Here is a 25,685-nt window from a genome sequence, read left to right as displayed (position 1 = left end):
TGCACCGAGCATAGCGAGAAAGAGGACGACCGCTCTCTATTTTCGGTAACTCCCCGGGCAGGCGCCGGACCGGTCGGGGCCACGAATAGAGTGCGGCCATGCCCGCGTTCCCGGCCGTCCCCGCCACCCCCGCTCTGCTCGTCGACCGTGACATCCTCGACCGCAACATCGCGCGGATGGCCGACGCGGCGCGCATTCGTGGCGTGGCCCTGCGCCCGCATGCCAAGACGCACAAGTGCGTCGAGATCGCCCGTCGCCAGATCGCCGCCGGCGCCGTCGGGCTGACCGTCGCGACGGTCTCCGAGGCCGAGGTCTTCGCCGATGCCGGTTTCCGCGACCTGCTCATCGCGTATCCCCTGTGGACGGACGCCGCGCGCGGGGCCCGGCTGCGTGCGCTTGCCGCGGAGGTCCGCCTGACCGTCGGGGTGGACTCGGCCGAGGGCGCGCGGGCACTCGCCGAGCACGCCCGACCGGGCCTGCACGTGCTCGTCGAGGTCGACAGCGGTCACCACCGCACCGGGGTCGCCCCGGAGCGGGCCGGGTCGGTCGCCGTCGCGGCCGCCTCGGTCGGGCTCGAGGTGCGCGGCGTGTTCACGTTCCCGGGGCACTCCTACGGGCCCGGTCGGCCGGCCGTCGCGGCGGCGGACGAGGCCACGGCACTGAGCCGGGCGGTGGCGGCGGTGGCGGCCACCGGACACGACGCGAGCGTGGTCAGCGGCGGCTCGACCCCCACCGCGCACCTCGACGTGCCGGCTGCCACCGAGCTGCGGCCGGGCGTGTACGTCTTCGGCGACGCGCAGCAGCTCGAGCTGGGCACGGCCGGTGCGGACGCGATCGCGCTGACGGCGCTGTCGACGGTGGTGTCGGCGCGTGACGACACGGTGGTGCTCGACGCCGGCAGCAAGGTGCTCGGCGCCGATCGCGCCGCCTGGGCGACGGGCTACGGCCGCATCCTGGGCGCACCGGACGCGCGGATCGTCGCGCTGTCCGAGCACCACGCCACCGTGCAGTGGCCGGACGCCGCCGATCGCCCCGCGCTCGGCACCCGGGTCCGGGTGATCCCCAATCACGTGTGCACCACGGTCAATCTCGCCGACGACCTGATCGTCGTCGCCGGGGACACGGTCGTCGACCGGTGGCCCGTCGTCGCCCGCGGCTGCAACACGTAGGCGGCTCCGCCGCCGGTGCGTCCTTTGGGCGGCTAGGACAGCCCGAAGGACACACCGCGCAGGGCCGCCCCGATCGCGTCGGCCGCGTCCACCGCCCGGGATTCCGGCAACCGCGCGTACCCGCACACGAGTCCGCGCGGACCGCCGGGGGCCGCGCTGTACGTGCTGAGCGGCGCGCTCTCCACCCCGAGCCGTCGTGCTGCGGCGGCGACCGCCACGTCGTCGACGTCCTCCGGAAAACGCAGCACCACATGCAAACCCGCTTCGATACCGGTCACCGACACGCCGAACCGCTCGAGATCGCGTAGCGCACCGACGAACGCGGACCGCCGGGCGCGGTACGTGCGGGACGCACGCGCCAGATGCCGCGACAGCGCCCCCGACTCGATCAGCCGGGCCAGCGCGGACGCGGTGACCGAACACGCCACCTCCCCGCTCTCGGTCACGGCTGCCGCGATCCGCGAACGCAGCGGGACCGGGGGTATCAGCCACGCGAGCCGCAGATCCGGCGACAGGATCTTCGAGGCGGTCCCCACGTAGGCGACGCACTCGCGCCCGCCGTCGATGCTGCGCAGCGCCGGGAGTGCGGACACGTCGTATCGGAACTCGCCGTCGTAGTCGTCCTCGACGACGACAGTCCCGGTCTCGGCGGCACGGGCGACGAGCCGTGCCCGACGGGACACCGGCATGCGCGCCCCCATCGGATACTGATGAGCGGGTGTGCAGTACACCGCGGCGTCGGTCTCCCGCACCAGGTCGGGATCCAGACCGTCCTCCCCCACCGGGATCGGCCGCGGCCGGGCGCCCTCGCCGACGAGCGCCCGTCGCGCACGGCCGTACCCCGGGTCCTCGAACGCGACGTCGCGGCCCCGCAGCGTCGCGGCGATCGCGAGCACCCGGATCGCGGCGGCGACGCCCGGCAACACGACGATCTCGTCCGGGCCGCAGGCGAGGCCCCGCGTCCGCCGGAGGTGATCGGCCAGCGCCCGGCGCAGCTCCGGATGCGCATCCGGATCGGCGACGCCGAGGGTGCGTGGTGCCGCGGCGGCCGCACGCCAGGCCCGGCGCCACTCCGCGTCCGAGACCAGCGCCGGGTCCGGTATGCCCGGCCGCAGGTCCAGTACGGGCGCGCGACGAGCCCGGTCCGGCTCCGACGGTGGCGCGGCGGCCACGACCGGGTGTGATGCGGCGTGCGCCCGGGCCGCCACGTCCGCTCCGGCCGCGACGCGCGTACCCGAGCCCGCCCGGGCCACAGCGAAGCCCGAGGCGCACAGCTCGTCGTACGCCTCGACCACGCAGCCGCGGGACACCCCGAGCTCCGCGGCCAGCGTGCGGGTCGACGGCAGGAGATCGCCGACCCGGATGTGACCGCACCGGATGCGGTCGACGACGGCCTCGGCGAGACGCTGCCGCAGGGGGGCGCCGGTGTCGGGCAGCTCGAAGGTCAGATGGACGACGGGCGCGACGCGGGGCACGGCACGACAATACTGGTCCTGGATTCGGCGGGTTTTGTGGATCTGTTCATCGGTCCGCATATCGACGAGGCTCGCCTGCATGGACAACATCAGGCGCTATCCCGAACGGGCCCGGACCCGGCGGGCCGACCTCGACGCGGTACTGGACGCGGCGGTCACGTGCACGTTCACCACCGTCGCCGACGGCCTGCCGTGGGTCGTACCGATGCTCTACGCGCGCGACGGCGACCGGCTCCTCCTGCACGGCTCCACCGGCGCGGGCGCGCTGCGCCTGGCGACGTCCGGGGCGCCGGTGGCCGTGTGCGTGTCGATCCTCGACGGCGTCGTCGTGGCGCAGGACCTGTTCCACTCGTCCGCGAACTTCCGATCCGCCGTGGTCCGAGGCGAAGTCACCGTCCTGTCCGCAGAGGAGTCCGCCGGCGCACTGGACGTCCTGTCGGACGGCCTGATACCGGGGCGCAGCGCCGAAACCCGGGCACACACCAGGAAGGAACTGGCGGCCACGGCCACCCTGGCGCTGCCCATCCGGCCGGGGCAGTGGACGGTCAAGATCCGCGACGCACCGCCGTCCGCGCCCGACATGAGCGACGGCTCCTGGGCGGGCGTGGTCCCGTTGCGGACGGTCGCGGGCCGGCCGGTCGCCGCGCCGTGGGTCGCGGACGACGTGCCTGTACCCGCGTCCGTCCGCAGGCTGGTGGACCGCTACGCGACGAGCACGACGATGGTCTCCGCGACCAGCGCCGGCTTCTCGGCACCCTCGGCCTCGACGGTGTAGGTGACGGTGAGGTTCGCGCCCTTGGCGGTGCGCTCGAGGGACGCGAACTTCGCGGTCGCCCGCACCTTCGAACCCACCGGGACGGGCGACGGGAAGCGAACCTTGTTGGCGCCGTAGTTGATCTTCATCTTCAGGCCCTCGATGGCGAAGATCTGCGATCCGAGGACGGGCAGCAGCGAGAGGGTGAGGTAGCCGTGGGCGATGGTCCGGCCGAAGGGGCCGGACTTCGCCCGCTCGGGGTCGACGTGGATCCACTGATGGTCGCCCGTGGCATCGGCGAACTGATTCACCCGTTCCTGGGTGATCTCGAGCCAGTCGCTGTGGCCGAGGTCCTCGCCGACGGCCGCCTCGATCTCGTCGATTCCGTTGAAGGTCCGCATGTTCCATTTCTCCTGTGTCAGGGCCGCAGTGGCCGGTGCCCGGCGCGGCGGAGGGTGACGCGATACGTGTAGTGCTCGGGCAGAAAGTAGCTGACGGACAGCTCGGTCGGTTCGCCCGCATCGTTCGAGTACAGCCGGTCCACCCGCAGCAGCGGATGTCCGGCTCCGCAGTTCAGCTCGCGCGCAACCTCTTCCGTGGCCCGCGCGACGGTGATCGTCTGCGCCGCCTCGACGATGGGGTGCTCGAGGTACGGCTCGAGCAGGCCCATCACCGTGTTCCGGCTCGACGCCCCGGCCGCGAGCTCCGAAGCGCCCTGCACGTGCGCGGCCACGTGATCGGGCAGGTACACGGTGGTCAGCGCGAACGGGATCCCGTCGTGCACGCGGCGCAGCACCACCGCGTGCACCAGATCGGTGTCCAGGCGCAGCCGGCTCGCGGCCTCGATGTGCACGCCGCGGCGCAGCGGCGCGACGATCTCCATCGTGGTGTCGGCGGCGAGGTCGAGCAGGTCCTCGATGGAGCCGAGCTGGCGCCGGTAGCGCCGCCCGTCCTCGTTGGCGAACGTGCCGCGGCCGGGCACCCGGTAGACGACGCCGTCGGCGACGAGGTCCTGGAACGCGCGCCGCACCGTCTGCCGGCTCAGCCCGTAACGCTGCGCGAGTTCGGCCTCGGTGGGCAGGCGGACGCCGCCGCGGTACTCACCGGCGTCGACGGCCTCGCGCAGCCGTCGCGACAGCTGCGCGTACGCCGGTTCCGTGTCGCGTTCGCCCATGACGACCATGAATCCTAGTGACGGCTGGTCACAGGCCGCCGCGGGCCACCAGTTGGGACGCGATGACGCCCTTCTGGATCTCGTTGGTGCCCTCGCCGACGATCATCAGCGGGGCGTCGCGGAAGTAGCGTTCGACGTCGTACTCGGTGGAGTAGCCGTAGCCGCCGTGGATGCGCACCGCGTTCAGCGCGATCTCCATCGCGATCTCCGAGCAGTACAGCTTGGCCATGCCGGCCTCCATGTCGCACCGCTCGCCGCTGTCGAACTTCTCCGCCGCGTAGCGGGTCAGCTGCCGCGCCGCGGTGAGCTTGGTGGCCATCTCCGCCAGGTAGTTGCCGATCGACTGGTGCTTCCAGATCGGCTGCCCGAAGCTCTCGCGCTGCTGCGCGTAGGCGAGGGAGTCCTCGAGCGCGGCCGCGGCGACACCGAGGGCGCGGCACGCGACCTGGATGCGGCCGGTCTCGAGACCCTTCATCATCTGCGCGAAGCCCCGGCCGGGCTCGCCGCCGAGGATCGCCGTCGCCGGGGCACGGTAGCCGTCGAAGCTCAGCTCACAGCTCTCGACGCCCTTGTAGCCGAGCTTGGGCAGATCCCGCGAGACGGTCAGGCCGGGTCCGTGCTCGACCAGGACGATGGAGATGCCCTTGTGCCGCGGGGTGGCGGCCGGGTCGGTCTTGCACAGCAGCGCGATCAGCCCGGCGCGGCGGGCGTTGGTGATCCACGTCTTGGCGCCGTTGATGACCAGGTCGTCGCCGTCCCGGCGGGCGGTGGTGGTCATCGCCTGCAGGTCCGAGCCGCCGCCGGGCTCGGTCAGCGCCATCGTCGCCCGCACCTCACCGGTCGCCAGCCGCGGCAGGTACGTGCGCTTCTGCTCCTCGGTGCCGAACAGCGACAGCAGCTTGGCGACGACGGTGTGCCCGCCCATCGCGCCGGCCAGCGACATCCAGCCGCGGGCGAGTTCCTCGGTGACCTGCGCGTAGCACGGCATCGACACCGGCATCCCGCCGTACTCCTCCGGCACCGCCAGCCCGTAGATCCCGATCTGCTTCATCTGCTCGATCCACTTCTCGGGGTACTCGTTTGCGTGCTCGACCTCCTGCACCGACGGCTTGACCTCCCGGTCGATGAACTCGCGCACCGTCTTGACCAGGAAGGTCTCTTCGTCGCTCAGGTAGCTCACGGAAAATCCTCGAATCGACACGGGACCTGCGATCCCACCCGTCATTTGTACGGCCATTTTTGGCCTCACGCCCTCGCGATGTCAATACCTCTGGGCGCGAGACACCCCCTGAACGGCCTATGTGTCGCCCCAGTCCTCGCTTATGAGTCGGCGCCGGGTAGCGCCGGACCGGACAATGGCCGTACATTTATCCCGTTCCCGACCGCCCCACAGCAGAGGTTGATCCGTGAATCCTGCGCAGCCCCGCCGCCGGCGAGCCGTGCTCGTCGCCCCCGGCTCCGACGAACGCAAGGCCGGCAAGGCGCTGGCCTCCTCGGCCGACGAGGTGGTCCTCGACCTCGAGGACGCCGTCGCCACCGCCCTCAAGGACACCGCCCGCGACCTCGTCGCCGATCTGGTGTCCACCCGCGGCACCGGCCGCGCGATCGCGGTCCGCGTCAACGGTCCCGGCACGCCGTGGTTCGCCGACGACCTGCGCGCCTGCGCCGCCCTCGGACCGGCCCTGTCGTCGATCGTGGTGCCCAAGGTGGAGGGCCCGGCCGACCTCGCCGAGACCGACCGGATCCTCACCGAGGCGGGCGATGCCGACCTCGTGGTGCAGGCACTGATCGAGACCCCGGCCGGGGTGACCCGCCTCGACGAGATCGTCACCGGCCCCCGGCTGGCCGCGGTGATCCTCGGCTACGCCGACCTCGGCGCCGCGCTCGGCCGCGCCCGCACCGCCGCCCCCGAGCACTGGCTGTACGTGCAGGACCGCCTCCTGCACGCCGCCCGCGCCGCGGGCGTGCAGGCGATCGACGGACCGTTCCTGTCCATCACCGACGACGAAGACTTCCGTCGCGCCGCCCGCTGGACCGCCGACCTCGGCTTCGACGGCAAGTGGGTCATCCACCCGGCCCAGATCGACTCGGCCGCAGCGGCCTTCACCCCCGACGACGCGCAGGCCGAGCAGGCCCGACGGGTGCTGGCCGCCCTGGCCGAGGCCGAGGCCCGCGGCGCCGGAGCCGCCCAGCTCGACGGACAGATGCTCGACGAGGCGGTCGCCGTCGCCGCCCGCCGCACCCTCGCCCTGATCGGAGACAAGTGAGATGACCACCGCACGCACCGCCACCGAGGTCGGCGGACCCTACTTCGACGAGCTCACCGTCGGCCAGGTCTTCGACACCGCCCCGGCCGTCACGATCACCGACGGCCTCGCCGCCGCCCACCAGGCGATCCTCGGCGACCGGCTGCGCCTGCCCCTCGATGCGCACCTGTCGGCGGCCGTCGCCGGTGGGCCCGTCGCGCACGCCGGCCTCGTCACCGACCTGGCGATCGGCCAGTCCACCCTGGTCACCCACCACGTCAAGGCCAATCTGTTCTACCGCGGCCTGCGCTTCCACCGCTTCCCCCATATCGGCGACACCCTCTACATCACCACCGAAGTGGTGGGCCTGAAGGAGAATTCGGCCAAGCCCGGCCGCAAGCCCACCGGGCTGGCGGCGCTGCGCATGAACACCGTCGACCAGAACGGGCACACCGTCCTCGACTTCTACCGGTGCGCGATGCTGCCGCTGAGCGAGAATCCCGATCCCGCGCGCGTCGTGCCCGCCGACGATCTGTCCGCGATCGGCCCGCAGGAACCGCCGCGGTGGTCCGCCCCCGCCGACTGGGACCTCGCCACCTACCGGACCCGCGTTCCGGGACCGCATTTCGATCCGTCGCTCGCCGGTGCGGTGCTGCGGTCCAGCGGCGACGTCGTCTCCAGCGCACCCGAACTCGCGCGCCTGACCCTCAACATCGCCGCCACCCACCACGACGAACGCGTCGGCGCCGCAGGACGACTGGTGTACGGGGGCCACACCATCGGCCTCGCCCTGGCCCAGGCCACCCGCGCGCTGCCCAACCTCGTCACCGTCCTCGGCTGGCACTCGTGCGACCACACCGGCCCGGTCCACGAGGGCGACACCCTCACCAGCGACCTGCACATCGACTCCGCCCAGCCCCTCGACGGCGGCGGGGGCGTCCTCGAACTGCGCTCGATCGTCCACGCCCACCGCGGCACCGACGCGCCGGCACCCGTGCTGGACTGGCGCTTCACCGCCCTCATGGCCTGACCCCGGAACCGACATGACACTCCCCGCCTTCGCCCCGAGCCCCACCGAAGTCCCGGACCCACACGACGGGCACCACTGGCGTCTGCACGCCCGCTGCCGGTTCATCGGACCGGACACCTTCTACGCCCCCGAGGACGAGACCTGGGGCGAGCGGCAACGCCGGGAACGAGCGGCCCGGGACATCTGCGCGGCCTGCCCGGTCCGCATCCCGTGCCGCGACGATGCCGTGAAGAACAAGGAACAGCACGGGATCTGGGGCGGACTGACCGAAAGGGAACGCCGCGGACTGCGGTATGTCCGCTGGCTGCCGGACGGTTCTGCGACTCGTGGGGCGGGTACGTCGGCGGCCGGCTGACCTCCCTCGCATGCGCTCGGGCCCGAGCGAATGTATCGCCCACTCGATCTGATCGAGTGGGCGATACATTCGCTCACTCCCCTTCGCTCACTCCCCGCGGACGGCGATCTCGTCGATCAGCCCCCACTCGAGCGCCCGCGGTGCCTCGAGCGCGACGCCGGTGACGAACAGGTGCAGCGCGCGCCAGCGGCCGATGCGGCGGGGCACGCTCACGGTGCCGCCCGCGCCGGGGATCAGGCCCATCGTCACCTCGGGCAGCCGGAAGAGCGTGTCGGGGGCGGCGACGATCCGGTGTGCGAACGCCGGGACCTCGATGCCGGCGCCGACGCAGTGCCCGTGCACGCGCACCTCGGTGCGGTCCGCGAGCGCGGCGATCAGCCGTCCGGCGCCGCCGCGGGTGCGGATCAGGTGCGCGGTCGCGGTGTCCGGGGTGTGGCCGAACTCGTCGAGGTCACCGCCGGCGCAGAACGACGGCCCGGCGCCGTCGAGCACCACCCGCGCGACGGTGTCGTCGAGCAGCGGCAGGCGCAGCGCCTCGACCAGGGCGTCGCGCAGCGCGGTGCCGTAGGCGTTGCGGCGTTCGGGCCGGTTGAGGGTGAGGTGCAGGGTGTCGCCGTCGCGGTGGATCAGCACCGGATCCGCGACGGGCGGCGGCGGCAGCGGCCGCCCGAGCCTGCGACGCTCGTCGAGCCAGCCACCGAACTCGGCGCCGCCCTGCAGGGTGGAGTAGGCGAGCGATTCGACGTCGATCGCCTCGGGCACCGGCAGCGCCTCGGTGATCCGCAGCACCTGCCCGGCGACGAGGGCCGACTGCGGATACCGCCCCATCGCCCGGACGAACTCGGCGAGCGCCGCGTCGACGTCCTCGGTGCCGACCACCGCCCGGTCCGCCGGATCGGGCCCCGCGACGTACGTGAGGTCCAGCGCGGCGGTCAGCGGCGCCAGGGCGGCCGGGACGGCGCCAGTGCAGCGCCCGACGAGCAACCGATCCAGTGCCGGCACCCGGGCGGCCACGGCCTCGACCATCGATGCGTCGGCGTCGTCGAGGTCGACGATCAGCACGGGTTCGCACAGGGCGGCGCCGTCGCCGAGAACCGGTGTGTCCGCGGCGCCGCCCGCGAGGTCCGCCACCGTGAGGGTTCGTACGCCTGTGCCCATGTCCGCCGTCCTGAGGTCGTTTCGCGGACTGTAGCATCGGCAGCGTGTCGACCTCCGCGCGCCCGGATGTGGTGCGGGACTGGGCCGAGAGCGGAATCGCTTCTCTCACCGGCCGTCCCGACGGGCCACCCCTGATTCCCCCCGGTCGCGCGGCGACCGTCGCGCGGGAACGCACCGCCTGGATCGCCGACGTCACCGGCGGAGCGGTGCAGCTCGACGGGGCGCGCATGCTCGCCGAGCGCGCCGCCTTCACCGGGCATCGCCGCGGCGGCGCGACGTCGGCCGGCGGTTCGTGCCGGCTGCTGCCGACGGCCGACGGCTGGGCCGCCGTCTCCTGCGCCCGACCCGACGATCCCCTGCTGCTCGGCGCCCTCGTCGGCGCCGACGTCGGGGACGACCCGTGGCCCGCGGTCGAGGCCTGGCTGCGCGAGCACACCGGCGCCGACCTGGCCGAGCGCGCCGACCTGCTCGGCGTCGCGGCCGGACCCGTCACCCCTGCGCACGCTCCTGCCCCCCTGCGACCGCCGGCGCCGCGCCCCGTCGACGGGTTGCTCGTCGTCGACTTCAGTGCGCTGTGGGCGGGACCGCTGTGCGCGCACGTGCTGGGCCTGGCGGGGGCGCGGGTGATCAAGGTGGAGACACCGTCCCGGCCGGACGGCGCCCGCCGCGGCAATCCCGACTTCTATCGCCTGCTGCACGGCGGCCACGAGGCCGTGACCCTCGATCCCGCCCTCCCCCACGAGCGCGCGGCCCTCGCCGCGCTCGTCGCGGCCGCCGACATCGTGATCGAGGCGTCCCGCCCGCGCGCGCTGGCCGGATTCGGCCTGCACGCAGACGAATTCGTCGCCACCGGCGGGACCTGGATCTCGATCACCGCGCACGGACGCGCCTCGAACCGGATCGGTTTCGGCGACGACATCGCCGCGGCCGCGGGACTGGTCGTCCGCGACGGCGACGGGCCGATGTTCGTCGGCGACGCGATCGCCGATCCACTCACGGGTCTGACCGCGGCGGCGCTGGCGATGTCCACACCCGGCGACGGCGGCGGGGTGTTGTGGGACATCTCGATGTCGGCGACGGTGGCCGCCACCCTGGACGGAGCCGAAACTGCTGCGGCGCAGGCATACCGGCGGGGCGAGAAGTGGTACGTCGACACCGCGGCGGGCACCGCGCAGATCGAGACGCCGCAACCACGCGCCCCGCGCGGCGACGTCGCCGAACCGGGTCGCGACACCGCCGCGGTGCTCGCCGAACTGGGGTCGGCGCGGTGACCGGCCTGCTGCTGCGCGACGTCGCGCTGCCGGCCGGCCGGTGCGACGTCGCGGTCCGCGACGGCCGCATCACGGCGATCGGGGTCGGCCTCGAAACCGACGGCGAGGTGATCGACGGCCGTGGTGGGGCGCTGCTGCCGGGACTGCACGATCATCACCTGCACCTGCACGCGATCGCCGCGGACGCCACCTCGGTCCGGTGCGGGCCCCCGCACGTGCGCACACCCGGCGACCTGGCCCGGGCGCTGGACGCCGCGCCCGGCGACGGCTGGGTCCGCGGCGTCGGCTACGTCGAGACGGTCGCGGGCCTGCTCGACGCCGCGGCGCTGGACCGGCTGCACGCGCGGCGACCGGTGCGGGTGCAGCACCGCAGCGGCGCGATGTGGGTGCTCAACTCGGCGGCGACGATCCTGGCCGGACTGGACTCGGCCGACCATCCCGGGGTGGAGCGCGACGACGCCGGTCGCCCCACCGGGCGGGTGTGGCGGGCGGATGCCTGGCTGCGCGAGCGGCTGCCCGCCACCGGGCCGCCCCCGCTCGATGCCGTGGGCGCGGACCTGACCCGCCTCGGGATCACCGGGATCACCGACGCCACCCCAGATCTGGCGCCGGGCTCGCTGGCCGCGCTGATCGACGCACACGTCTCCGGCGCGCTGCCGCAGCGAGTGCACCTGCTGGGGGTGCCCCTCGGCGACGAACCCGAGGATCGACCGGCGACCGTGACGACCGGCCCGTACAAGATCGTTCTCACCGACTCGGGACTGCCCGACTTCGAGGCCCTGGCCGGCACCGTCCGTCGCGCCCACGCCCGCGGCCGGCCGGTGGCGGTGCACTGCGTCAGCCGCGAGGCGCTGCTGTTGCTGCTCGCGGTGTTCGAGGAGGCCGGCACCCGTCCCGGAGACCGGATCGAGCACGGGGCGCTGGTCCCGGCCGAGTCGATCGGCGAGCTGCGTCGTCGCCGGGTGTGCGTGGTGACCCAGCCCGGCTTCCTCGCGCACCGCGGCGACGACTACCTCGAGCGGGTCGATACCCGGGATCTGCCGGACCTGTACCGCTGCCGGTCCCTGCTCGACGGCGGCGTGCCCGTCGCCCTGTCGAGCGACGCCCCGTACGGGCCGCTCGACCCGTGGGCTGTGATCGCGGCCGCGACGAACCGTCGCGCCCCCACCGGCGACGTCGTCGGTCCACAGGAGCGGATCACCGCCGCCGCCGCCCTCGACCGCTACCTGTCCCCCCTCGACGACCCCGGTGCCGAGCCGCGCAGGGTGCGGGTGGGCGCGCCGGCGGATCTGGTGCTGCTCGACCACCCGCTCACCGATGCGCTTGCGGAGCCGACCGCGGAAGCAGTGCGCTGCACCGTGATCCGCGGCGAGATCCGGTATCGCCGCTGAGCCCGGGCCCGGTCGGACGAGGTCCTGCCCGGGCTGCTGCACCCGTTCGCGGGTCACGCCCGCACCACCGTCATGAATACCTGTTCCTTGGTCGAGGAGTGCGTCCGCGCTGCACGACGAGGTCGTCCCGGTGGGTCGCGATCTTCGTCTCCAGCGCGGCGCACCGCCCAGGTGGGCTGCCTCAACGCGCGACCAATGCGCGCACCCGGCGCGCGATGCCGGGCAGGAGCGTCACCACCGCCCCCAGCGCGACCGCGGCGACGACGGCAGTGGCCGTGTCGCCGAACGTGGCGGTGCCGAGCTCGTGGCCGCGCAGGGCATCGGTGGCGTGCGCGACCGGGTTGAGCGTCGCGGCGGCCTGCATCCAACCGGGCATGGTCTCGATCGGGGCGAAGGCGCTCGAGACGAACATCAGCGGCATCATCACCATCATCCCGGCGAACTGCACCACGTCGGGACGGCGGAGTCGGTCACCGATGAGCCCGAACAGGGCACTCATCGCCGCGGCCAGCACGGCGAGAACGACGATCCCGGCCAGGGCGTCGACGACGGTGCCATGGAACTCGAATCCGAGTACGACGGCGGCGACACCGAGGAGCGCGGCCCGGGCGAGCGTGAATGCGGCTTCGTTGAGCGTGCGCGCCACACCGGGCAGCGCCCCCCGCATGGGTAGCGCGGCGAAGCGATCGTGCAGGCCGTTGGTGTGATCGATCGCCGCGGACACCCCCGCGTTGGTGCCGGCCATCACGGTGGAGACTGCCAGCATGGCGGGGGTGAGGAAGTCGATGTAGCTGACCCCGGGAGGGAAGCCGGGTCCGGCCGCCACACTGCGGAACACCTGACTGAACAGGACCAACATCGCCATCGGCATGGTCAGCGAGAACATCAGCAACTGCGGGACGCGGGCACTCGTGCGCAGATTGCGGACCACGAGAGCGGCGAGCTGGTCCGCGGCGGGTGAGCGCCCGGGTCCGGTGGTGAGCATGGCGTTCATCGGGTGGCTCCGTTGTGGGTGAGGTGGGTGAAGACGTCGTCGAGGCTGGGCGAGGTGACATCGAGGTCGCTGATGCCGACGCGGTCCCGGGTGAGCTGGGCGACGAGTTGGGCAGCGGTCATCGCGTCGCCCACCGTGAGTGCGACACGGACCCGGCCGTCCTCGACGGGATTTTCGGCGTCGGGGCGGAACGGCAGGTCGCCGAGCTGGTGCGTGGGGATCGTGGCGGTCACCACCTTGCCGCCGACAATCCGCTTCAGCTCGGCGGGAGTGCCGCGGGCGGCGACCCGCCCCTGGCTGAGCACGACAATGTGGTCGGCAAGCCGGTCGGCCTCTTCGAGGTACTGGGTCGTGAGCACGACGGTGGTGCCGTTGGTGGTGAGTTCGTCGACGACGTCCCAGAGCGCGTTGCGGGCGATGGGATCCAGGCCGGTGGTCGGCTCGTCGAGGAACAGTACCGACGGAGATCCGACCAGGCTGGCGGCCAGGTCGACCCGACGTCGTGAACCGCCGGAGAGCTCACCGACCCGCCGCGACGCGAGGTCGTGCAATCCGAGCCGGTCGATCAGGGTGTCGGCCCGAGCCCGTGCCCGACCACGCAGTCCGGCGAGGCGGCCGATCAGTTCCACATTCTCTCGGGTAGTGAGGAACTCGTCGAGGCCGGCGTACTGGCCGGTGACCCCGATCCGGCGGCGGACGTCCATCGCATCGGTGACGACGTCGAGGCCCTCGACCAGCGCCCGGCCGACGGTCGGCCGCACCAGCGTGGTGAGCACGCGAATCAAGGTCGTCTTACCGGCGCCGTTGTGGCCGAGCACGCCGAGCGTCGTGCCCGCCCCCACCTCGAGGTCGAGGCCGTCGAGCGCCCACGTCTTGTCGTAGGCGACATGGAGATCTTCCACAACTACTGCAGAGGTGTTCATCTCACGCCTCCGAAGCGGTGCCGGGCACGTGCACCGCCGGCGCGCCGCGATGTCGCCGGCCCGGACGGTGGGGCACCCCCGCAGGGAGGGGCGGTGCGTTGGTGTCGTCGACGTCGAGCGCGATGTGGACACGGCTGGTCATCATCTGAGGGTCCTTCCGAGACGCGCTCCCCTGGGTGGGGAACTTGACTCTTCTGACGAGCGACCCGCGATGTGGACGCATCACATCGACAGCGTCCGCTCGAGCGCGGCGCGGCAGGACCGAACGAAGGGATCGTGGTGGGGAGCCCGATCGGCCCAGAACCGGCGCATCTCCCAGGGCAGATGCGAACGGCGGAAGGACCCGGGCCGTCTCCCGCAGGTCGCACAGGTCTTCGACGACCTGACTGCCCGCGCACCCGCGGGCTCGGTGCAGCAGGCCGAGCTGCTCGCCCCGGCCGCCTCCATGTGGAGCTTGACCGGCTACCAGGCGAACTCGGCGTCCCTGGCGCGGATTACCTTGAAGCGGTCGGAGCCGACGCCGAATTCGCCTGAGAACCAACGGGAGGACCGGCCGCGCCGGTCACGCGCCGAGGTCGTGCGCGAGCCGTTGCACCCGCTCGCGCGCCGCGTCCAGGCTCGCCGTGGAGCGCTCGTTCATCGGCGCCAGCGCCGGAATACGGGACGCGAGAGTGTATTCGGCGGTCACGACCGTGACGTCCATGCCCAGTGACGTGCCGAGCACCTGCTGCAGCGGCGGCACGGTGTGGTCGAGGCCCTCGTCCGGATCGCCGGGCCCGTAGGCCAGCCCACGGCTCGAGATCACCACGACGGGCGTGCCCGCGAACGGCTGGTCCGGCGTGTCGAACGGCACGGTGGTGCCGAGCACGTGGACGTGGTCGATCCACGCCTTCAGCGTCGACGGCAGCGACCAGTTGTACATCGGGGCGCCGATCACGACGACGTCGGCGGCGGCGACCTCGGCGATCAGCTCGGTCTGCACCGCCTCGGCCGCAGGATCGACGGCGACGCCGGAAACCCGCAGCCGGGGCGCATAGTGCAGTTCCGCGTCCGCGAGATGCGGGACCGGGTCTCGGTGCAGGTCCCGCTCGACCACGGTGTAGCCGGGTCCGCGGCGGCGCCACGTGTCGGCGAACAGGCGGGTCAGTTCGCGCGTGACGGACGTCTGCCGGTTCGCGGACGAATCGAGCTGCAGCAGCTGGGGCACGTCGGGCTCCTTCGGGTTCGGGTACTGCGCTGGACGGCAACCGGCTACTGCACGATGCCGGCGGCACGCAGCCCGGCGACCTGCGCGTCGGTGAGGCCGAGTTCGGCGAGCACCGCGTCGGTGTGCTGTCCCAGCGCCGGTACCGCACCCATGCGCATCTCGACATCGGAGAAGGTCATGGGCGGCAGCACCGCCCGCACCGCGCCGGCCTCGGTGCCGACCTCCCGCCAGCGGTCGCGCTCGGCGAGCTGGGGATGCTCGATCAGGTGCTTCATGTCGTTCAGGCGGGCGGCCGGAACACCGGCCGCGGCGAGACGCTTGTCCAGTTCGGCGGTCTCGAAGCGGCGTGTGTTCTCGGCGACGACCGCGTCGGTCTCGGCGCGGTGCTGCACCCGCAGGATGTTCGTCGCGAACTTCGGGTGCCCGGCGAGATCCGGGCGGCCGAACACCTCGGTGACCAGCGCCCGCCAGCCCCGGTCGTTCTGCACGCCGATGAGGATCTTTCCGTCGACGGTCGGGTACGCGTCGTAGGGCGCGATCGACGCGTGGCTCAGCCCCATCCGCTGCACCTGCGTGTCCTGGTACATCTGCAGGTACATCGGGTGGCCGAGCCACTCGACGGTCGCGTCGAACATCGACACGTCGATCGTCGCCCCCGCGCCGGTGCGTTCGCGCCGGAACAGCGCCGCCTGGATCGAGGTGAGCGCGTACATGCCGGCCGCGATGTCGGAGGTCGGGATGCCGGTCTTGGTGGCGGTCTCCGGGGTGCCGGTGATCGAGCACAGCCCGGTCTCGGCCTGGACCAGCATGTCGTAGGCCTTGCGCTCGCGCAGCGGGCCTTCGGTGCCGTAACCGGTCATGTTCACCACGATCAGCTCGGGCCGCTCGCGCCGCAGCTCGTCGGCGCCGAGCCCGAGCCGCGCCGCCGCGCCGGGCGCGAAGTTCTGGATCACCACGTCGGCCTCGCCGACGAGCCGGCGCACCGCGGCAACGCCCTCGGTGGCCTTGAGGTCGACGCAGATCGACTCCTTGCCGCGGTTGAGCCACACGAAATGCGATGCCAGCCCGTGCACGGCGGCGTCGTAGTTGCGGGCGAAGTCGCCCTCCCCGATGCGTTCGACCTTGATGACACGGGCGCCGAGATCGGCGAGATGGCGGGTCGCGATGGGGGCGGCGACCGCCTGCTCGAGGCTGACGACGGTGATGCCTTCCAGCGGCAGTCCCGCCGATCCCCCGGCTTTCGGCTCGCTGTTCTCGCTCATCGCGTCGGTGCCTTCCTGTCTCCGTATACCGTTGCAGCCACGTCTTCTCCTCGGGCACGTGCGCGCCACCGCCGCACGTCGTCCTCCCCCGCCCCGTGGTCGATCAGCCACGCCCCCGGCCCTCCGGGATGCGCGACGAGGCGTTCGACGATCGGGGAGATCGCCTCGGCCGGGGCGCGGAACAGGTCGGACGGCACCGCCCGGTCGCCGCCCGGGAACGAGCCGCCCACGCGCAGCCCGACGGCCTCCCAGCGACGGAGGAGCAGGGGCATGTTCGTGTCGGTGGCGGCGTAGTCGTCGACGACGGCCTGCGGTTCCACGCCCGCGGCGAGCAGCAGGACGGCGACCGCGAGACCGGTGCGGTCCTTGCCGGCGGTGCAGTGCACGAGGACCGGGCCCGCGGCCCGCGCGACGACCGGCACGAGCCCGGCGAACAGCGGCGCGGCCACGTCGAACACCCGGCCGTAGAGTTCGGCGAGGCCGAGGCCGGTGCGCCCGGCCGGCGCGGCGTCCGCGTGCAGCGACAGGCGATGCACGTGCGTGCCGTCCGGCCAGGTGAAGGCGCGGTGCCCGCGTTCGGCGTCGGATCGCAGGTCCACCACCGTCGTGGGCGGCCGGTCGGAGAGGATGCCGCGCACCACGTCGCCGGTGTAGCAGGCGTCGCCCCGATACAGCACGCCGGGCGCGGTGCGACCGCCGTCGGTCAGCGGCAGTCCGCCGAGATCTCGCAGATTCACCGGTCCGGGCACGCGCTGTTGCTCGTCCTGCACTCGCACCTCTCCTCGTCGGTCCGGCACCGCCGGAACACGCGCCGTCACCCCACAGTTCATACCGGGCCGGTGGTACCTGTCCAGCGGGCCGCGGCGGATGCCCTATTCCGGTCGGCCGTCCGCGATCAACGGCCACAGCCCCCGGGACCCGGCGTCGACGGCCGCCGCGGTGAGCACCTCGTCCCAGAACCGCACGGAGCCGAACTCCCTGCGCCACGACAGCAGCCGGTTCGCGTGCCGGTGCAGCTCGTGCTCCATGGTGAAGCCGATCGCGCCGAGGCTCTGGTGGGCGTTGCGCACGACCACCGACGCGGCGTGCCCCGCGCAGGACTTCGCGGCAGCGATCGCGAATCCCGCTTCGTCGCTGCCGAATCCGGAATCCTCGGCGATCGTCACGGCTGCCTGCGCGGCGGCACGCGCGAGCGCGCCCTCGGCGGCGATGTCCGATACCAGGTGCTGCACGGCCTGGAACTTGCCCAGGGCACGGCCGAACTGCACACGCGTGGTGGTGTGCTCGACGACCAGGTCGAGCACCCGCTCCATCGCGCCGCTCATCGCGAGAGCCCGGGCGAGCGCCCCCCGGCGCAGGAACTCCTCCGCGGTGCCCGCCGGAACTTCGGCGCCGGACAGCGCGGCGACGTCGACACGGATGTGGTCGCGCGGCTCGGACGCGACGTCGACCGCCTCGGTGACCTCGACGTCGGCGCGGGCGACGTCGGCGACCCGCCACGTGCCGTCCGCCTCCCACAGCACGACCACGGCGTCGACGTCGCGGGCCCACGGCACGTGCCGGGCCGAGCCGTCGGCGGCCACCACGGCGGCGGTGCGTGCCGCCGCCGGATCGGTCACCGCGCGCTTGCAGCCGGACAGCTGCAGCAGCCAGCCCGCGAGGAGGTCGTTCTCGGCCACCGGCACCGCCGCGGCACCGGCGCCCGCGGCGCCGAGCAGATATGCGGCCTCGGCCCAGCCCGCCTCGCTGCCCCCGTCCGCCTCCGGACCGGTGAGCCGGGCGAGACCGAGTTCGACCAGAGTGGACCACAATTCGCGATCGAGGCGCAGCGGCCCGGTGAGGCGGTGATCGTCGCCGCGGCGCTCGCCGAAGACCTGTTCGAGCATCTGCGCGAATTCGCGCATCTCCACATCGTTATCGGTCGACGTGCCGTTCGTCGCGTTGCTCATCAGCGCATCCCCAATCCCCGCGCGATGACCCCGCGCAGAATCTCACTCGTGCCGCCTCGGAGGGTGAATCCGGGACGCTGCATGACACCCGACCGCACCAGCTCGGCGAACTCGTCACCAGCGGTGTCGCTCTCGCCGGCCAGCTCGTCGGCGAGGTCCGCGATGTCGCCCTCGGCCTGCGTGCCGAGCACCTTGACCACCGAGGCGGCGACCTCCGCGTTCTCGTGCCGCTGCAGCGCCTCGGACACCCCGCGCGACATGTGGTGCAGGCCGAAGATCCGGCCGACGAACGCGCCGATGCGGGGGTCGGCCGGCAGGCGGCCGGCGGCTGCCTCGTCCACCGCGCCGGCGAGCACACCGAAGGTGGACATGAAGCGTTCCGGGCCGCTGCGCTCGTAGCCGAGTTCGGAGGTGACCTGCGCCCAGCCGTCGCCGATCGTGCCGAGCACGAGGTCGTCGGGCACGAACACGTCGTCGAGGACGACCTCGTTGAAGTGGTGCTCACCGGACATCGACAGCACGGGCCGGATCTCCACGCCGGGCGAGTCGAGCAGGACGATGAACTGGCTCAGCCCGGCGTGCCGGTGCGCCGGGTCGAGCGGGGCGGAGCGGGCCAGCCCGAAGAAGGCGTCGGCGTGGTGGGCGCCGGAGGTCCACAGCTTGGTGCCGGTGATGCGCCAGCCGCCGTCGACCTGCACGGCCTTGGTCTTCACGCTCGCCAGGTCCGATCCGGACTCGGGCTCGCTCATGCCGATGGCCCAGCAGATCTCGCCGCGAGCGATGCCGGGAAGGAACCGTCGCTTCTGCTCCTCGGTGCCGTACTTGAGCAGCGAGGGCGCGGCCTGCCGGTCCGCCACCCACTGGGCGGCGACCGGCGCGCCGACCGCGAGGAGTTCCTCGGTGACGACGAAACGCTCCATGAAGGTGCGGCCGTGCCCGCCGTACTCGGTGGGGATGGTCATGCCGACCCAGCCGCGGGTGGCCAGGGCCTTGGTGAAGTCGGTGTTCCAGCGGGCGAGCCAGGTGTCCACGCCCGGGGTGAACACGCCGGCCTCGATCTGCTCGCGCAGGAAGGCGCGCACCTCGGCCCGCAACGCTGCGAGACTCGGGTCGGGGGCACCGGCGGACGGTACCAGTGATGTACGCATGGTCGTCTTCTTCCGTGAGGGGGTCAGGGTCGCGGCTGCAGCAACAGCAGGGCCAGATCGCCGTACCGGGCCGCGATGTCGGCGGGGGTGTCCGGACCGTCCGGGTCGTACCAGTTCGCGATCGAGGTCGTCATCGCCAGGATCGAGCGGCGACAGTCCTCCGGATAGGGGGTGGTGAACGCTCCGGATCGCATCCCGTCGTCGATGATGCTGCCCAGCAACTCGTTTCCGGAACGCCGCCGCTGCTCGTAGACGGCCGCGTTCTCCGGTTCCAGGTTGCGAACCTCGGTGCCGATCATCAGGCTCTGTTCCTGGCAGATGGTCCGGAACCGGACCAGGGCGACCACCAGGGCCCGGAGCCGCTCCACCGGGTCGTCACCGACGCGTGACAGCTCCTCGTCGCACATCGCGTCGAAGGCGTTCACGCCGTCGATGAGGATGGCCAGCAGCAGGTCCTGCTTGTTCTTGTAGTGGTAGTACAGCGCCGACAGGCTCACGCCCGCCTCCTGGGCGATCGTCCGGATCGACGACGCACCGTATCCGTTGCGGACGAACTCGCGACGCGCCGCCTCGATGAACACCCGTTGCCGCTCCGACGGCGCCACGGTGTCGCCCTGTCGTGCGTATGTTCCCCGTCGAACACTCATCCGTTTCCTCCGGCGGTCGCGGGGCGCAGCGCCCCCTTGACGAGCTTGCCGGTGGGTGTCCGGGGCAGCGCGTCGACGAAGTCGACGCTGCGCGGGCACTTGTACCCGGCGATGCGGTCGCGGCAGTAGGCGATAAGCTCCGCAGCGAGCGCGTCGTCGCCGGCGACGCCCGCCGCCGGCTGGACGACCGCCTTGACCGATTCGCCCATCTCGGCATCCGGCACACCGATCACTGCCACGTCGAACACCTTGGGGTGCAAGGCGAGGGCGTTCTCGATCTCCTGCGGATAGATGTTCACCCCGCCGGAGATGATGGTGAACTTCGCCCGGTCGGTGAGGAAGAGGTAGTCGTCCTCGTCCAGGTATCCGATGTCCCCGGTCGTCGCCCAGGTGGGGTGGAGCGGGTTGCGGGACTCGGCCGTCTTCTCCGGGTCGTTGTGATACTCGAAGCTGTAGCCGGGACGTTCGAAGTAGATCAACCCGATCTGTCCGTGCGGCAACTCCGTTCCGTCCTCGGCACAGATGTGCGCGAGGCTGGCATGGCCGTGTCCGGTGCGGCCGACGGTGCCGGGCTTCCGGAGCCATTCCTGCGGCGAGACGATGGTGCTGCCCACGGATTCGGTGGACGAGTAGTACTCGTAGATCACCTCGCCCCACCAGTCGATCATCGCCTGCTTGACCTCGACGGGGCACGGCGCGGCGGAGTGGATGGCGGCGCGCATCGCGGACAGGTCGTAGCGGCCGCGGACCTGCTCGGGCAGCTTCAGGAGCCGGACGAAATGCGTGGGCACCCACTGACTGTGGGTCACGCGGTAGCGCTCGAGGTCGGCGAGGCAGGTCTCGGCGTCGAACCTGCCCGCGACGATCGCTGTGCCGCCGAGTGCCTGCGCCGCGGCGCCGAACCGCAGGGGCGCGGCATGGTAGATCGGGGCGGGCGCGTAGTACACGCAGTCGTCGTCGAAGCCGAAGCTCTGCAGCAGCCCGACCGCGTTGGAGGCCGCCTGCTCACCGACCTGCGCTCCGCTGAGCGCGGGCTTGATCCCCTTCGGCCGGCCGGTCGTGCCCGACGAGTAGAGCATGTCCGTCCCGCCGGGCTGGTCGACCGGCGCGGTGGTGCTCATCGCGGCGATCTCGGCCTCGTATCCGAGGTGGCCGGGAACGTCGCCGCCGAACGCCAGGCGGTGCCGCACCTTCGGCGTGTCGCCGGCCACGGCGACCGCGAGGTCCACGAGCGGCGCGGACACCACGAGAGCCGCGGCGTCACAATCGTCCACGATGTAGGCGACCTCGGGCGGGGCGAGATGCGTGTTCACGAACGTCACGTACATGCCGGAACGCACTGCAGCCCAGTACAGTTCGAAGACGGTCACGTCGTTGACCGACAGCACGGCGAGGTGGTCGCCCGCGCCGAGGCCGTGGGCGCGGAGCCAGTGCGCGAACTGCACCGAACGGTCCTCGAGCTCGCGGTAACTGATCTCGCGCCCCGTGGCCGCCTCGATCGCCGCCGGCTTGTCCGGGGTGATCGAGGCATAGCGTCCTGGATACATTCGTGCTCCTTCTGCCGGTCCCACCGGGACGTCTAGAGGCCGAGGTCCTTGGCGATGATCGTCTTCATGACTTCGCTGGTGCCGCCGTAGATCCGGCTGACGCGGGTGTCGGCGTAGAGGCGGGCGATCGGGTATTCGGTGATGTAGCCGTAGCCACCGTGCAACTGCAGGCACTTGTCGATCACGCGGCCGGCGACCTCGGTGCAGTACAGCTTGGCACGGGCGGCGTCCGCCACCGACAGCTCGCCCCGGTCGAGCAGCTCGAGGCAGTGGTCGGCGAAGACTCGCGCCGCCTGCACCTCGGCGGAGCATTCCGCGAGAACGAACTTGGTGTTCTGGAAGGAGGCCACCGGCTTGCCGAACACCTTGCGGTCCTTGGTGTATGCGACGGCATGCTCGATCGCGGCCGCGGCCTGGCCGACCTGGTTGAGCGCGATACTCAGACGTTCCTGGGGCAGGTTGTGGGCGAGGTAGCCGAAGGCCTTGCCCTCCTCGCCGAGGAGATTCTCCACCGGAACCCGCACATCCTGGTACGACAGCTCGGCGGTGTCCTGCTGGTGCAGCCCGATCTTGTCCAGCTTGCGACCGACGGAGAACCCCTCGGCATCGGTGGGCACGCAGAGGATCGACAGGCCGGCACGGCGGTCCTCCGGGTCGAACGGCGCCGTCCGGCAGACGGTGAGGACCAGGTCGGCGGTGACGCCGCCGGTGATGAACGTCTTCGCGCCGTTGACGACGTAGTGCGAGCCGTCGGCGGACAGCTTGGCGGTGGTGGCGATGTTGGCCAGGTCCGAGCCGGTGCCGGGCTCGGTCATCGCGATGGCGGTCATCATCCGGCCGGACGCGAAGTCCGGCAGCCAGCGCTTCCGCTGCTCGTCGCTGCCGTACTCGAGCAGGTACGGCAGGATCAGGCAGGAGTGCACGGTGTAGGAACCGAACGACACGCCGGCCCGGGCCACCTCCTCGAACACGATGGCGTTGTACTTGAAGCTCGATTCGCCGCCGCCGCCGAACTCCTCGGGCACCTGGATACCGAGGACGCCGAGCTCACCGAGACGGTGGAAGAACTCGCGCGGCGGCCGGCCCAGCGCATCCCACTCCGCCTGATGCGGCAGAACCTCGCGGTCGATGAAATCCCGCAGCATGGAACGGAATTCGTCGTGTTCCTGAGTGAAGATCGTCCGCTCCACGGCCGTCTCTCCTTCGTTGTGTGCGGCGGCTCGGGGGCCGGGGCGGTCAGTTGCCGGTGAAGTTCCCGGTGCGGCGTTCGAGGAACGCCGAGAGTGCCTCACCGTGGTCGGCGGTGTGGTGCGAGAGGGCCTGGAACGCGGCGGAGAGCTCGAGGATGCTGTCGAGATCCTGGCGCTGCCCCTCGCGCATCAGCTTCTTGGTCATGCGCAGCGCGTGCGGCGGATTCACCGCGACGCGGGCGGCGAGTTCGTTCGCGGTGACCAGCAGCTGCTCGGGTTCGACGACGCGGGAGACCATGCCCCAGTCCAGCGCGGTCGCCGCGTCGACCCGGTCGCCGGTGAAGGCCATCTCCGCGGCCCGCGCCGCACCGATGGCGCGGGGCAGCAGCCACGCGCCGCCGTCGCCGGGGATGATGCCGAGCTTGACGAAGCTCTCGGCGAAGAATGCGGTGCTCGAAGCGATCCGCATGTCGCACATCATGGCCAGGTCGCAGCCGGCGCCGACCGCGGGTCCGTTGACGGCGGCGATGATCGGCACCTCGCAGTGGTAGATCGCCTTGGGCAGCCGCTGGATTCCGCGACGGTAGCCCTCACGCAGCTGATGCGGGGCACCACCGAACATCCCGGCGCGGTCGGCCATGTCCTTGACGTTGCCGCCGGCCGAGAACGCGCTGCCGGCGCCGGTGAGGATCACCACGCGGGTCTCGTAGTCCGCGTTCGCCTCCTCCACCAGCTGCACCAGCCGCTCGACGACGTCGTCGCCGGAGATCGGATTGCGCGCCTCGGGCAGGTTGATCGTCCACGTCGTGACGTGGCCTTCCCGGCGGGAGAGTACGACGTCCTCGGGTGCGCTCATGCGGAGGTCCTTTCGGCCGGCGATCGGCGGCAGCAGCAGATTAGGTCGAACGATCGTTCAAATTACTGCCTCGCGGACCGGTTGTAAAGGCGTGGACAGACCGACGGCCGGTATTCGGTGACCGACGGTCACGCGAAGTCGAACATCGGCGGGAGGAGGCAGACGACCAGCGCCGCCCAGATGCCGAAGACGGGCAGGTAGCGGGTCTGCCAGCGTTCGAGGGAGCCGAACCCGCGGCGGCCACGGACGAACCCGAGGACGAGCCGGGCCGACCAGGCAAGATTGACCAGTAGGACCAGGTTCATCCCGAGAGCGGCCACCTTGTTGGGGGTGAAGCCGAACTCCGCGATCCGGGTGAGCATGGCTGTGAGCATGAGCAGGTCGACCGCGAGAGCGAGGACGACGAGGACGAGCTGGAGACGGTCGAACAGGTCGGGCGGCAGGTGAGGTTCGCGGGCGGAGATCGCATACAGCAGCAGCCCCAGGACGACGACGAGGATGAGGTCCATCAGGATCAACAGGTTTCGGTCGACGTCGACGACGCTCCCGGTCGTCGCGAACGCCGCGAGCAGCACCAGCAGCATGAGGATTGTGAGGGGTGTGAACACGCGGGTGAGGACGGGCGCGATGTTCTCCACCACGTTCTGCTTCGCCTCCACGAGCCAGGCGGCGACGACGACCGCGCCCGCCGCACCGAACGGCAGCACCCAATCCTCGACGACCCACTCGGCATCCGTGCCGAGCGCGTCGAACGCGCCGATCGTCAGGCCCACGAGGACGCCGCCGCCGAGGGCGAGCAGGGTGAGATAGACGACCCATTCGCCGGTGAATCGGACGAAGTCCATCCACCGCCGGTCGGACCGCCACTCGCCTCCGACGTAGGCGAGGCCGACGACGAACCACAACGCGATCGGGGCATGGATCGCGGCGATCACCTCGGTCGATCCGTTCGGGACGAAGGGAAACGCGTTCGTCACGACCGCCACCAGGGCGAACGGCACCAGCAGCGCCGCGGCGCCGCGGGGCGTCACGCGGCGCTTCCAGGCGAAGTACCCGGCGAGGAACGGAAGCACGAGAAGGCTGACGTTGCGCACGACGACGTCCTCGTCCAGTGTCGCCAGTCCGGCCTTCAGGGCGACCGCCGCGCCGACGGCGAGCGCGAGCACGACGAACAGCTCACGTGTGGGCCGCGTGGCACCGTCGTCCGGTGCGGGCATCAGCACGAGTTGCTTCCACAGGCGTTCGGAATGCTCCCGCGCGAACTCGCGGGAGATGTCGTCCACGCTGCCCATGCGTTTGACCGCGACCAGGAAGGCCTCGTCGGTCCCCAGTCCGGCGGCGGACAGATCCGAGATCTGGTCGCGCAGGTGGTCTTCCATCTCGTCGGCGTCGGCGGCGGATATCGCGCGACGGCGCTCGACGTAGCCGCGCCACTGACCGATCTGCGACTCCAGCGCGGCATCGGTGTCCATCACGACCATCCTCCGGCGGGGGTCGCGGGCACCTCGGCGCAGCGCCAGACCTGGTCCAGCGCGTCCGCCACGACGTCCCACTGACTGCGCCGTTCCGCGAGCACGCTCCGGCCTGCGTCGGTGATCGCGTAGTGCTTGCGCCGTCGCCCACTGTCGGAGCTTCCCCACGACGCCGACACGTATCCGGACCGTTCCAGGCGATGCAGCAGCGGGTACAGCATTCCGTCGGTCCACTGGATCCGTCCACCGGACAGATCCTTGACTCGTTTGAGGATGGCGTACCCGTAGGAGTCGCCGTCGGCGAGGATTCCGAGCACAAGCGGGGTCGCCGAGGCCGCCACCAGGTCCTTGTCGAGGTACATAGAACTCCTATGCCTAGATCAGCTAGGTATCAATCTAGCAGATTCAGGCATGAGCCGACCGCACTTCTCGATGCGCCCGGTTCGTCCAAGGCCGGCACGCCGGCG

The 25,685-nt window shown here is 71.7% G+C and carries 26 protein-coding genes; 7 read left to right on the top strand and 19 right to left on the bottom strand.

The window, feature by feature from the left end:
• Positions 1-98 precede the first annotated feature (98 nt).
• Positions 99-1,169 (top strand): alanine racemase, encoded by a 1,071-nt coding sequence (locus JYA75_RS08460; protein ID WP_203329870.1) that lies wholly within the window; start codon positions 99-101, stop codon positions 1,167-1,169.
• Positions 1,170-1,201: 32 nt separating this feature from the next.
• Here the strand turns inward: JYA75_RS08460 and JYA75_RS08455 are convergent, their stop codons facing one another.
• Entirely contained in the window at positions 1,202-2,644 is a 1,443-nt protein-coding gene (locus JYA75_RS08455) for a PLP-dependent aminotransferase family protein (RefSeq protein ID WP_203329869.1), read from the bottom strand.
• A 79-nt stretch (positions 2,645-2,723) separates the two neighbouring features.
• Here JYA75_RS08455 and JYA75_RS08450 point away from each other — a divergent pair, with 79 nt between their 5' ends.
• Positions 2,724-3,419 (top strand): pyridoxamine 5'-phosphate oxidase family protein, encoded by a 696-nt coding sequence (locus JYA75_RS08450; RefSeq protein WP_029546196.1) that lies wholly within the window; start codon positions 2,724-2,726, stop codon positions 3,417-3,419.
• On the opposite strand, the gene JYA75_RS08445 is transcribed toward JYA75_RS08450, so the two are convergent.
• From JYA75_RS08445 to JYA75_RS08435, 3 genes are read right to left on the bottom strand one after another with little or no spacing between them, the layout of a single operon-like run.
• Positions 3,347-3,799, bottom strand: coding sequence for a MaoC family dehydratase (locus tag JYA75_RS08445; RefSeq protein ID WP_006941443.1), 453 nt, complete (start codon positions 3,797-3,799; stop codon positions 3,347-3,349). The two genes, JYA75_RS08450 and JYA75_RS08445, sit on opposite strands and share 73 nt — an antisense overlap.
• A gap of 17 nt (positions 3,800-3,816) precedes the next feature.
• Positions 3,817-4,581, bottom strand: coding sequence for a GntR family transcriptional regulator (locus JYA75_RS08440; protein WP_050035933.1), 765 nt, complete (start codon positions 4,579-4,581; stop codon positions 3,817-3,819).
• A gap of 19 nt (positions 4,582-4,600) precedes the next feature.
• Positions 4,601-5,752 (bottom strand): acyl-CoA dehydrogenase family protein, encoded by a 1,152-nt coding sequence (locus JYA75_RS08435; protein WP_006941441.1) that lies wholly within the window; start codon positions 5,750-5,752, stop codon positions 4,601-4,603.
• A gap of 259 nt (positions 5,753-6,011) precedes the next feature.
• Here JYA75_RS08435 and JYA75_RS08430 point away from each other — a divergent pair, with 259 nt between their 5' ends.
• The 3 genes from JYA75_RS08430 to JYA75_RS08420 are packed head-to-tail and all read left to right on the top strand — an operon-like array spanning position 6,012 to position 8,203.
• Positions 6,012-6,839, top strand: a complete 828-nt coding sequence (locus JYA75_RS08430) for a CoA ester lyase (protein WP_037201171.1) — start codon at positions 6,012-6,014, stop codon at positions 6,837-6,839.
• A 1-nt stretch (position 6,840) separates the two neighbouring features.
• Positions 6,841-7,848: a MaoC family dehydratase gene (locus tag JYA75_RS08425; RefSeq protein WP_043802726.1), complete on the top strand. Its 1,008-nt coding sequence runs from the start codon at positions 6,841-6,843 to the stop codon at positions 7,846-7,848.
• A gap of 13 nt (positions 7,849-7,861) precedes the next feature.
• Complete coding sequence (locus JYA75_RS08420; protein WP_043802729.1) at positions 7,862-8,203, top strand: WhiB family transcriptional regulator; 342 nt, start codon at positions 7,862-7,864, stop codon at positions 8,201-8,203.
• A gap of 87 nt (positions 8,204-8,290) precedes the next feature.
• On the opposite strand, the gene JYA75_RS08415 is transcribed toward JYA75_RS08420, so the two are convergent.
• The gene (locus JYA75_RS08415; RefSeq protein WP_043802732.1) at positions 8,291-9,361 is read right to left on the bottom strand and encodes an enoyl-CoA hydratase/isomerase family protein; all 1,071 of its coding nucleotides are present in this window, start codon (positions 9,359-9,361) and stop codon (positions 8,291-8,293) included.
• Between the two features lie 44 nt (positions 9,362-9,405).
• On the opposite strand from JYA75_RS08415, the gene JYA75_RS08410 reads away from it, so the two are divergent.
• Positions 9,406-10,632, top strand: a complete 1,227-nt coding sequence (locus tag JYA75_RS08410; RefSeq protein WP_185713113.1) for a CoA transferase — start codon at positions 9,406-9,408, stop codon at positions 10,630-10,632.
• Positions 10,629-12,023, top strand: a complete 1,395-nt coding sequence (locus JYA75_RS08405) for an amidohydrolase family protein (RefSeq protein ID WP_065922059.1) — start codon at positions 10,629-10,631, stop codon at positions 12,021-12,023. The genes JYA75_RS08410 and JYA75_RS08405 overlap by 4 nt, the downstream gene beginning before the upstream one ends.
• A gap of 181 nt (positions 12,024-12,204) precedes the next feature.
• Here JYA75_RS08405 and JYA75_RS08400 read toward each other — a convergent pair whose 3' ends face one another.
• The 14 genes from JYA75_RS08400 to JYA75_RS08335 all read right to left on the bottom strand — a co-directional run bounded on the left by JYA75_RS08400 (position 12,205) and on the right by JYA75_RS08335 (position 25,580).
• The gene (locus JYA75_RS08400; RefSeq protein ID WP_006941430.1) at positions 12,205-13,017 is read right to left on the bottom strand and encodes an ABC transporter permease; all 813 of its coding nucleotides are present in this window, start codon (positions 13,015-13,017) and stop codon (positions 12,205-12,207) included.
• Positions 13,014-13,940 (bottom strand): ATP-binding cassette domain-containing protein, encoded by a 927-nt coding sequence (locus JYA75_RS08395; protein ID WP_185713115.1) that lies wholly within the window; start codon positions 13,938-13,940, stop codon positions 13,014-13,016. Before JYA75_RS08395 ends, JYA75_RS08400 begins: the two co-directional genes overlap by 4 nt.
• 1 nt (position 13,941) lies before the next feature.
• A complete protein-coding gene (locus JYA75_RS08390) occupies positions 13,942-14,085 on the bottom strand; it encodes a hypothetical protein (RefSeq protein WP_185713116.1) in 144 nt (47 codons plus the stop codon).
• A 417-nt stretch (positions 14,086-14,502) separates the two neighbouring features.
• Entirely contained in the window at positions 14,503-15,147 is a 645-nt protein-coding gene (locus JYA75_RS08385; RefSeq protein ID WP_006947373.1) for an NAD(P)H-dependent oxidoreductase, read from the bottom strand.
• Positions 15,148-15,191: 44 nt separating this feature from the next.
• Positions 15,192-16,409 (bottom strand): CaiB/BaiF CoA-transferase family protein, encoded by a 1,218-nt coding sequence (locus JYA75_RS08380; RefSeq protein ID WP_029546222.1) that lies wholly within the window; start codon positions 16,407-16,409, stop codon positions 15,192-15,194.
• The gene (locus tag JYA75_RS08375) at positions 16,406-17,179 is read right to left on the bottom strand and encodes a tyrosine-protein phosphatase (RefSeq protein ID WP_006947371.1); all 774 of its coding nucleotides are present in this window, start codon (positions 17,177-17,179) and stop codon (positions 16,406-16,408) included. Before JYA75_RS08375 ends, JYA75_RS08380 begins: the two co-directional genes overlap by 4 nt.
• Positions 17,180-17,281: 102 nt before the next feature.
• Positions 17,282-18,358, bottom strand: a complete 1,077-nt coding sequence (locus tag JYA75_RS08370) for an acyl-CoA dehydrogenase (protein ID WP_185713117.1) — start codon at positions 18,356-18,358, stop codon at positions 17,282-17,284.
• On the bottom strand, positions 18,358-19,506 hold the full coding sequence (locus JYA75_RS08365; RefSeq protein WP_185713118.1) for an acyl-CoA dehydrogenase family protein: 1,149 nt from the start codon (positions 19,504-19,506) through the stop codon (positions 18,358-18,360). Before JYA75_RS08365 ends, JYA75_RS08370 begins: the two co-directional genes overlap by 1 nt.
• A 23-nt stretch (positions 19,507-19,529) precedes the next feature.
• Positions 19,530-20,153, bottom strand: coding sequence for a TetR/AcrR family transcriptional regulator (locus JYA75_RS08360; protein WP_043802744.1), 624 nt, complete (start codon positions 20,151-20,153; stop codon positions 19,530-19,532).
• Entirely contained in the window at positions 20,150-21,700 is a 1,551-nt protein-coding gene (locus JYA75_RS08355; protein WP_029546230.1) for an acyl-CoA synthetase, read from the bottom strand. Before JYA75_RS08355 ends, JYA75_RS08360 begins: the two co-directional genes overlap by 4 nt.
• Before the next feature lie 32 nt (positions 21,701-21,732).
• Positions 21,733-22,890, bottom strand: coding sequence for an acyl-CoA dehydrogenase family protein (locus tag JYA75_RS08350; RefSeq protein WP_029546232.1), 1,158 nt, complete (start codon positions 22,888-22,890; stop codon positions 21,733-21,735).
• 46 nt (positions 22,891-22,936) lie between these two features.
• Positions 22,937-23,746 carry a crotonase/enoyl-CoA hydratase family protein gene (locus JYA75_RS08345; protein ID WP_006947364.1) on the bottom strand — a complete coding sequence of 270 codons (810 nt, stop codon included), beginning with the start codon at positions 23,744-23,746 and terminating at the stop codon, positions 22,937-22,939.
• A gap of 128 nt (positions 23,747-23,874) precedes the next feature.
• On the bottom strand, positions 23,875-25,218 hold the full coding sequence (locus JYA75_RS08340) for a permease prefix domain 1-containing protein (protein ID WP_203329868.1): 1,344 nt from the start codon (positions 25,216-25,218) through the stop codon (positions 23,875-23,877).
• Positions 25,218-25,580 carry a PadR family transcriptional regulator gene (locus JYA75_RS08335; RefSeq protein ID WP_006947362.1) on the bottom strand — a complete coding sequence of 121 codons (363 nt, stop codon included), beginning with the start codon at positions 25,578-25,580 and terminating at the stop codon, positions 25,218-25,220. The genes JYA75_RS08340 and JYA75_RS08335 overlap by 1 nt, the downstream gene beginning before the upstream one ends.
• Between the last annotated feature and the right edge of the window lie 105 nt (positions 25,581-25,685).

The sequence above is a fragment of the Rhodococcus sp. PSBB066 genome, from assembly GCF_017068255.1.
Lineage (GTDB): Bacteria > Actinomycetota > Actinomycetes > Mycobacteriales > Mycobacteriaceae > Rhodococcus > Rhodococcus aetherivorans.
Note: the sequence above shows the minus strand (reverse complement) of the source record. Positions and strands in the feature narration are given on the sequence as shown.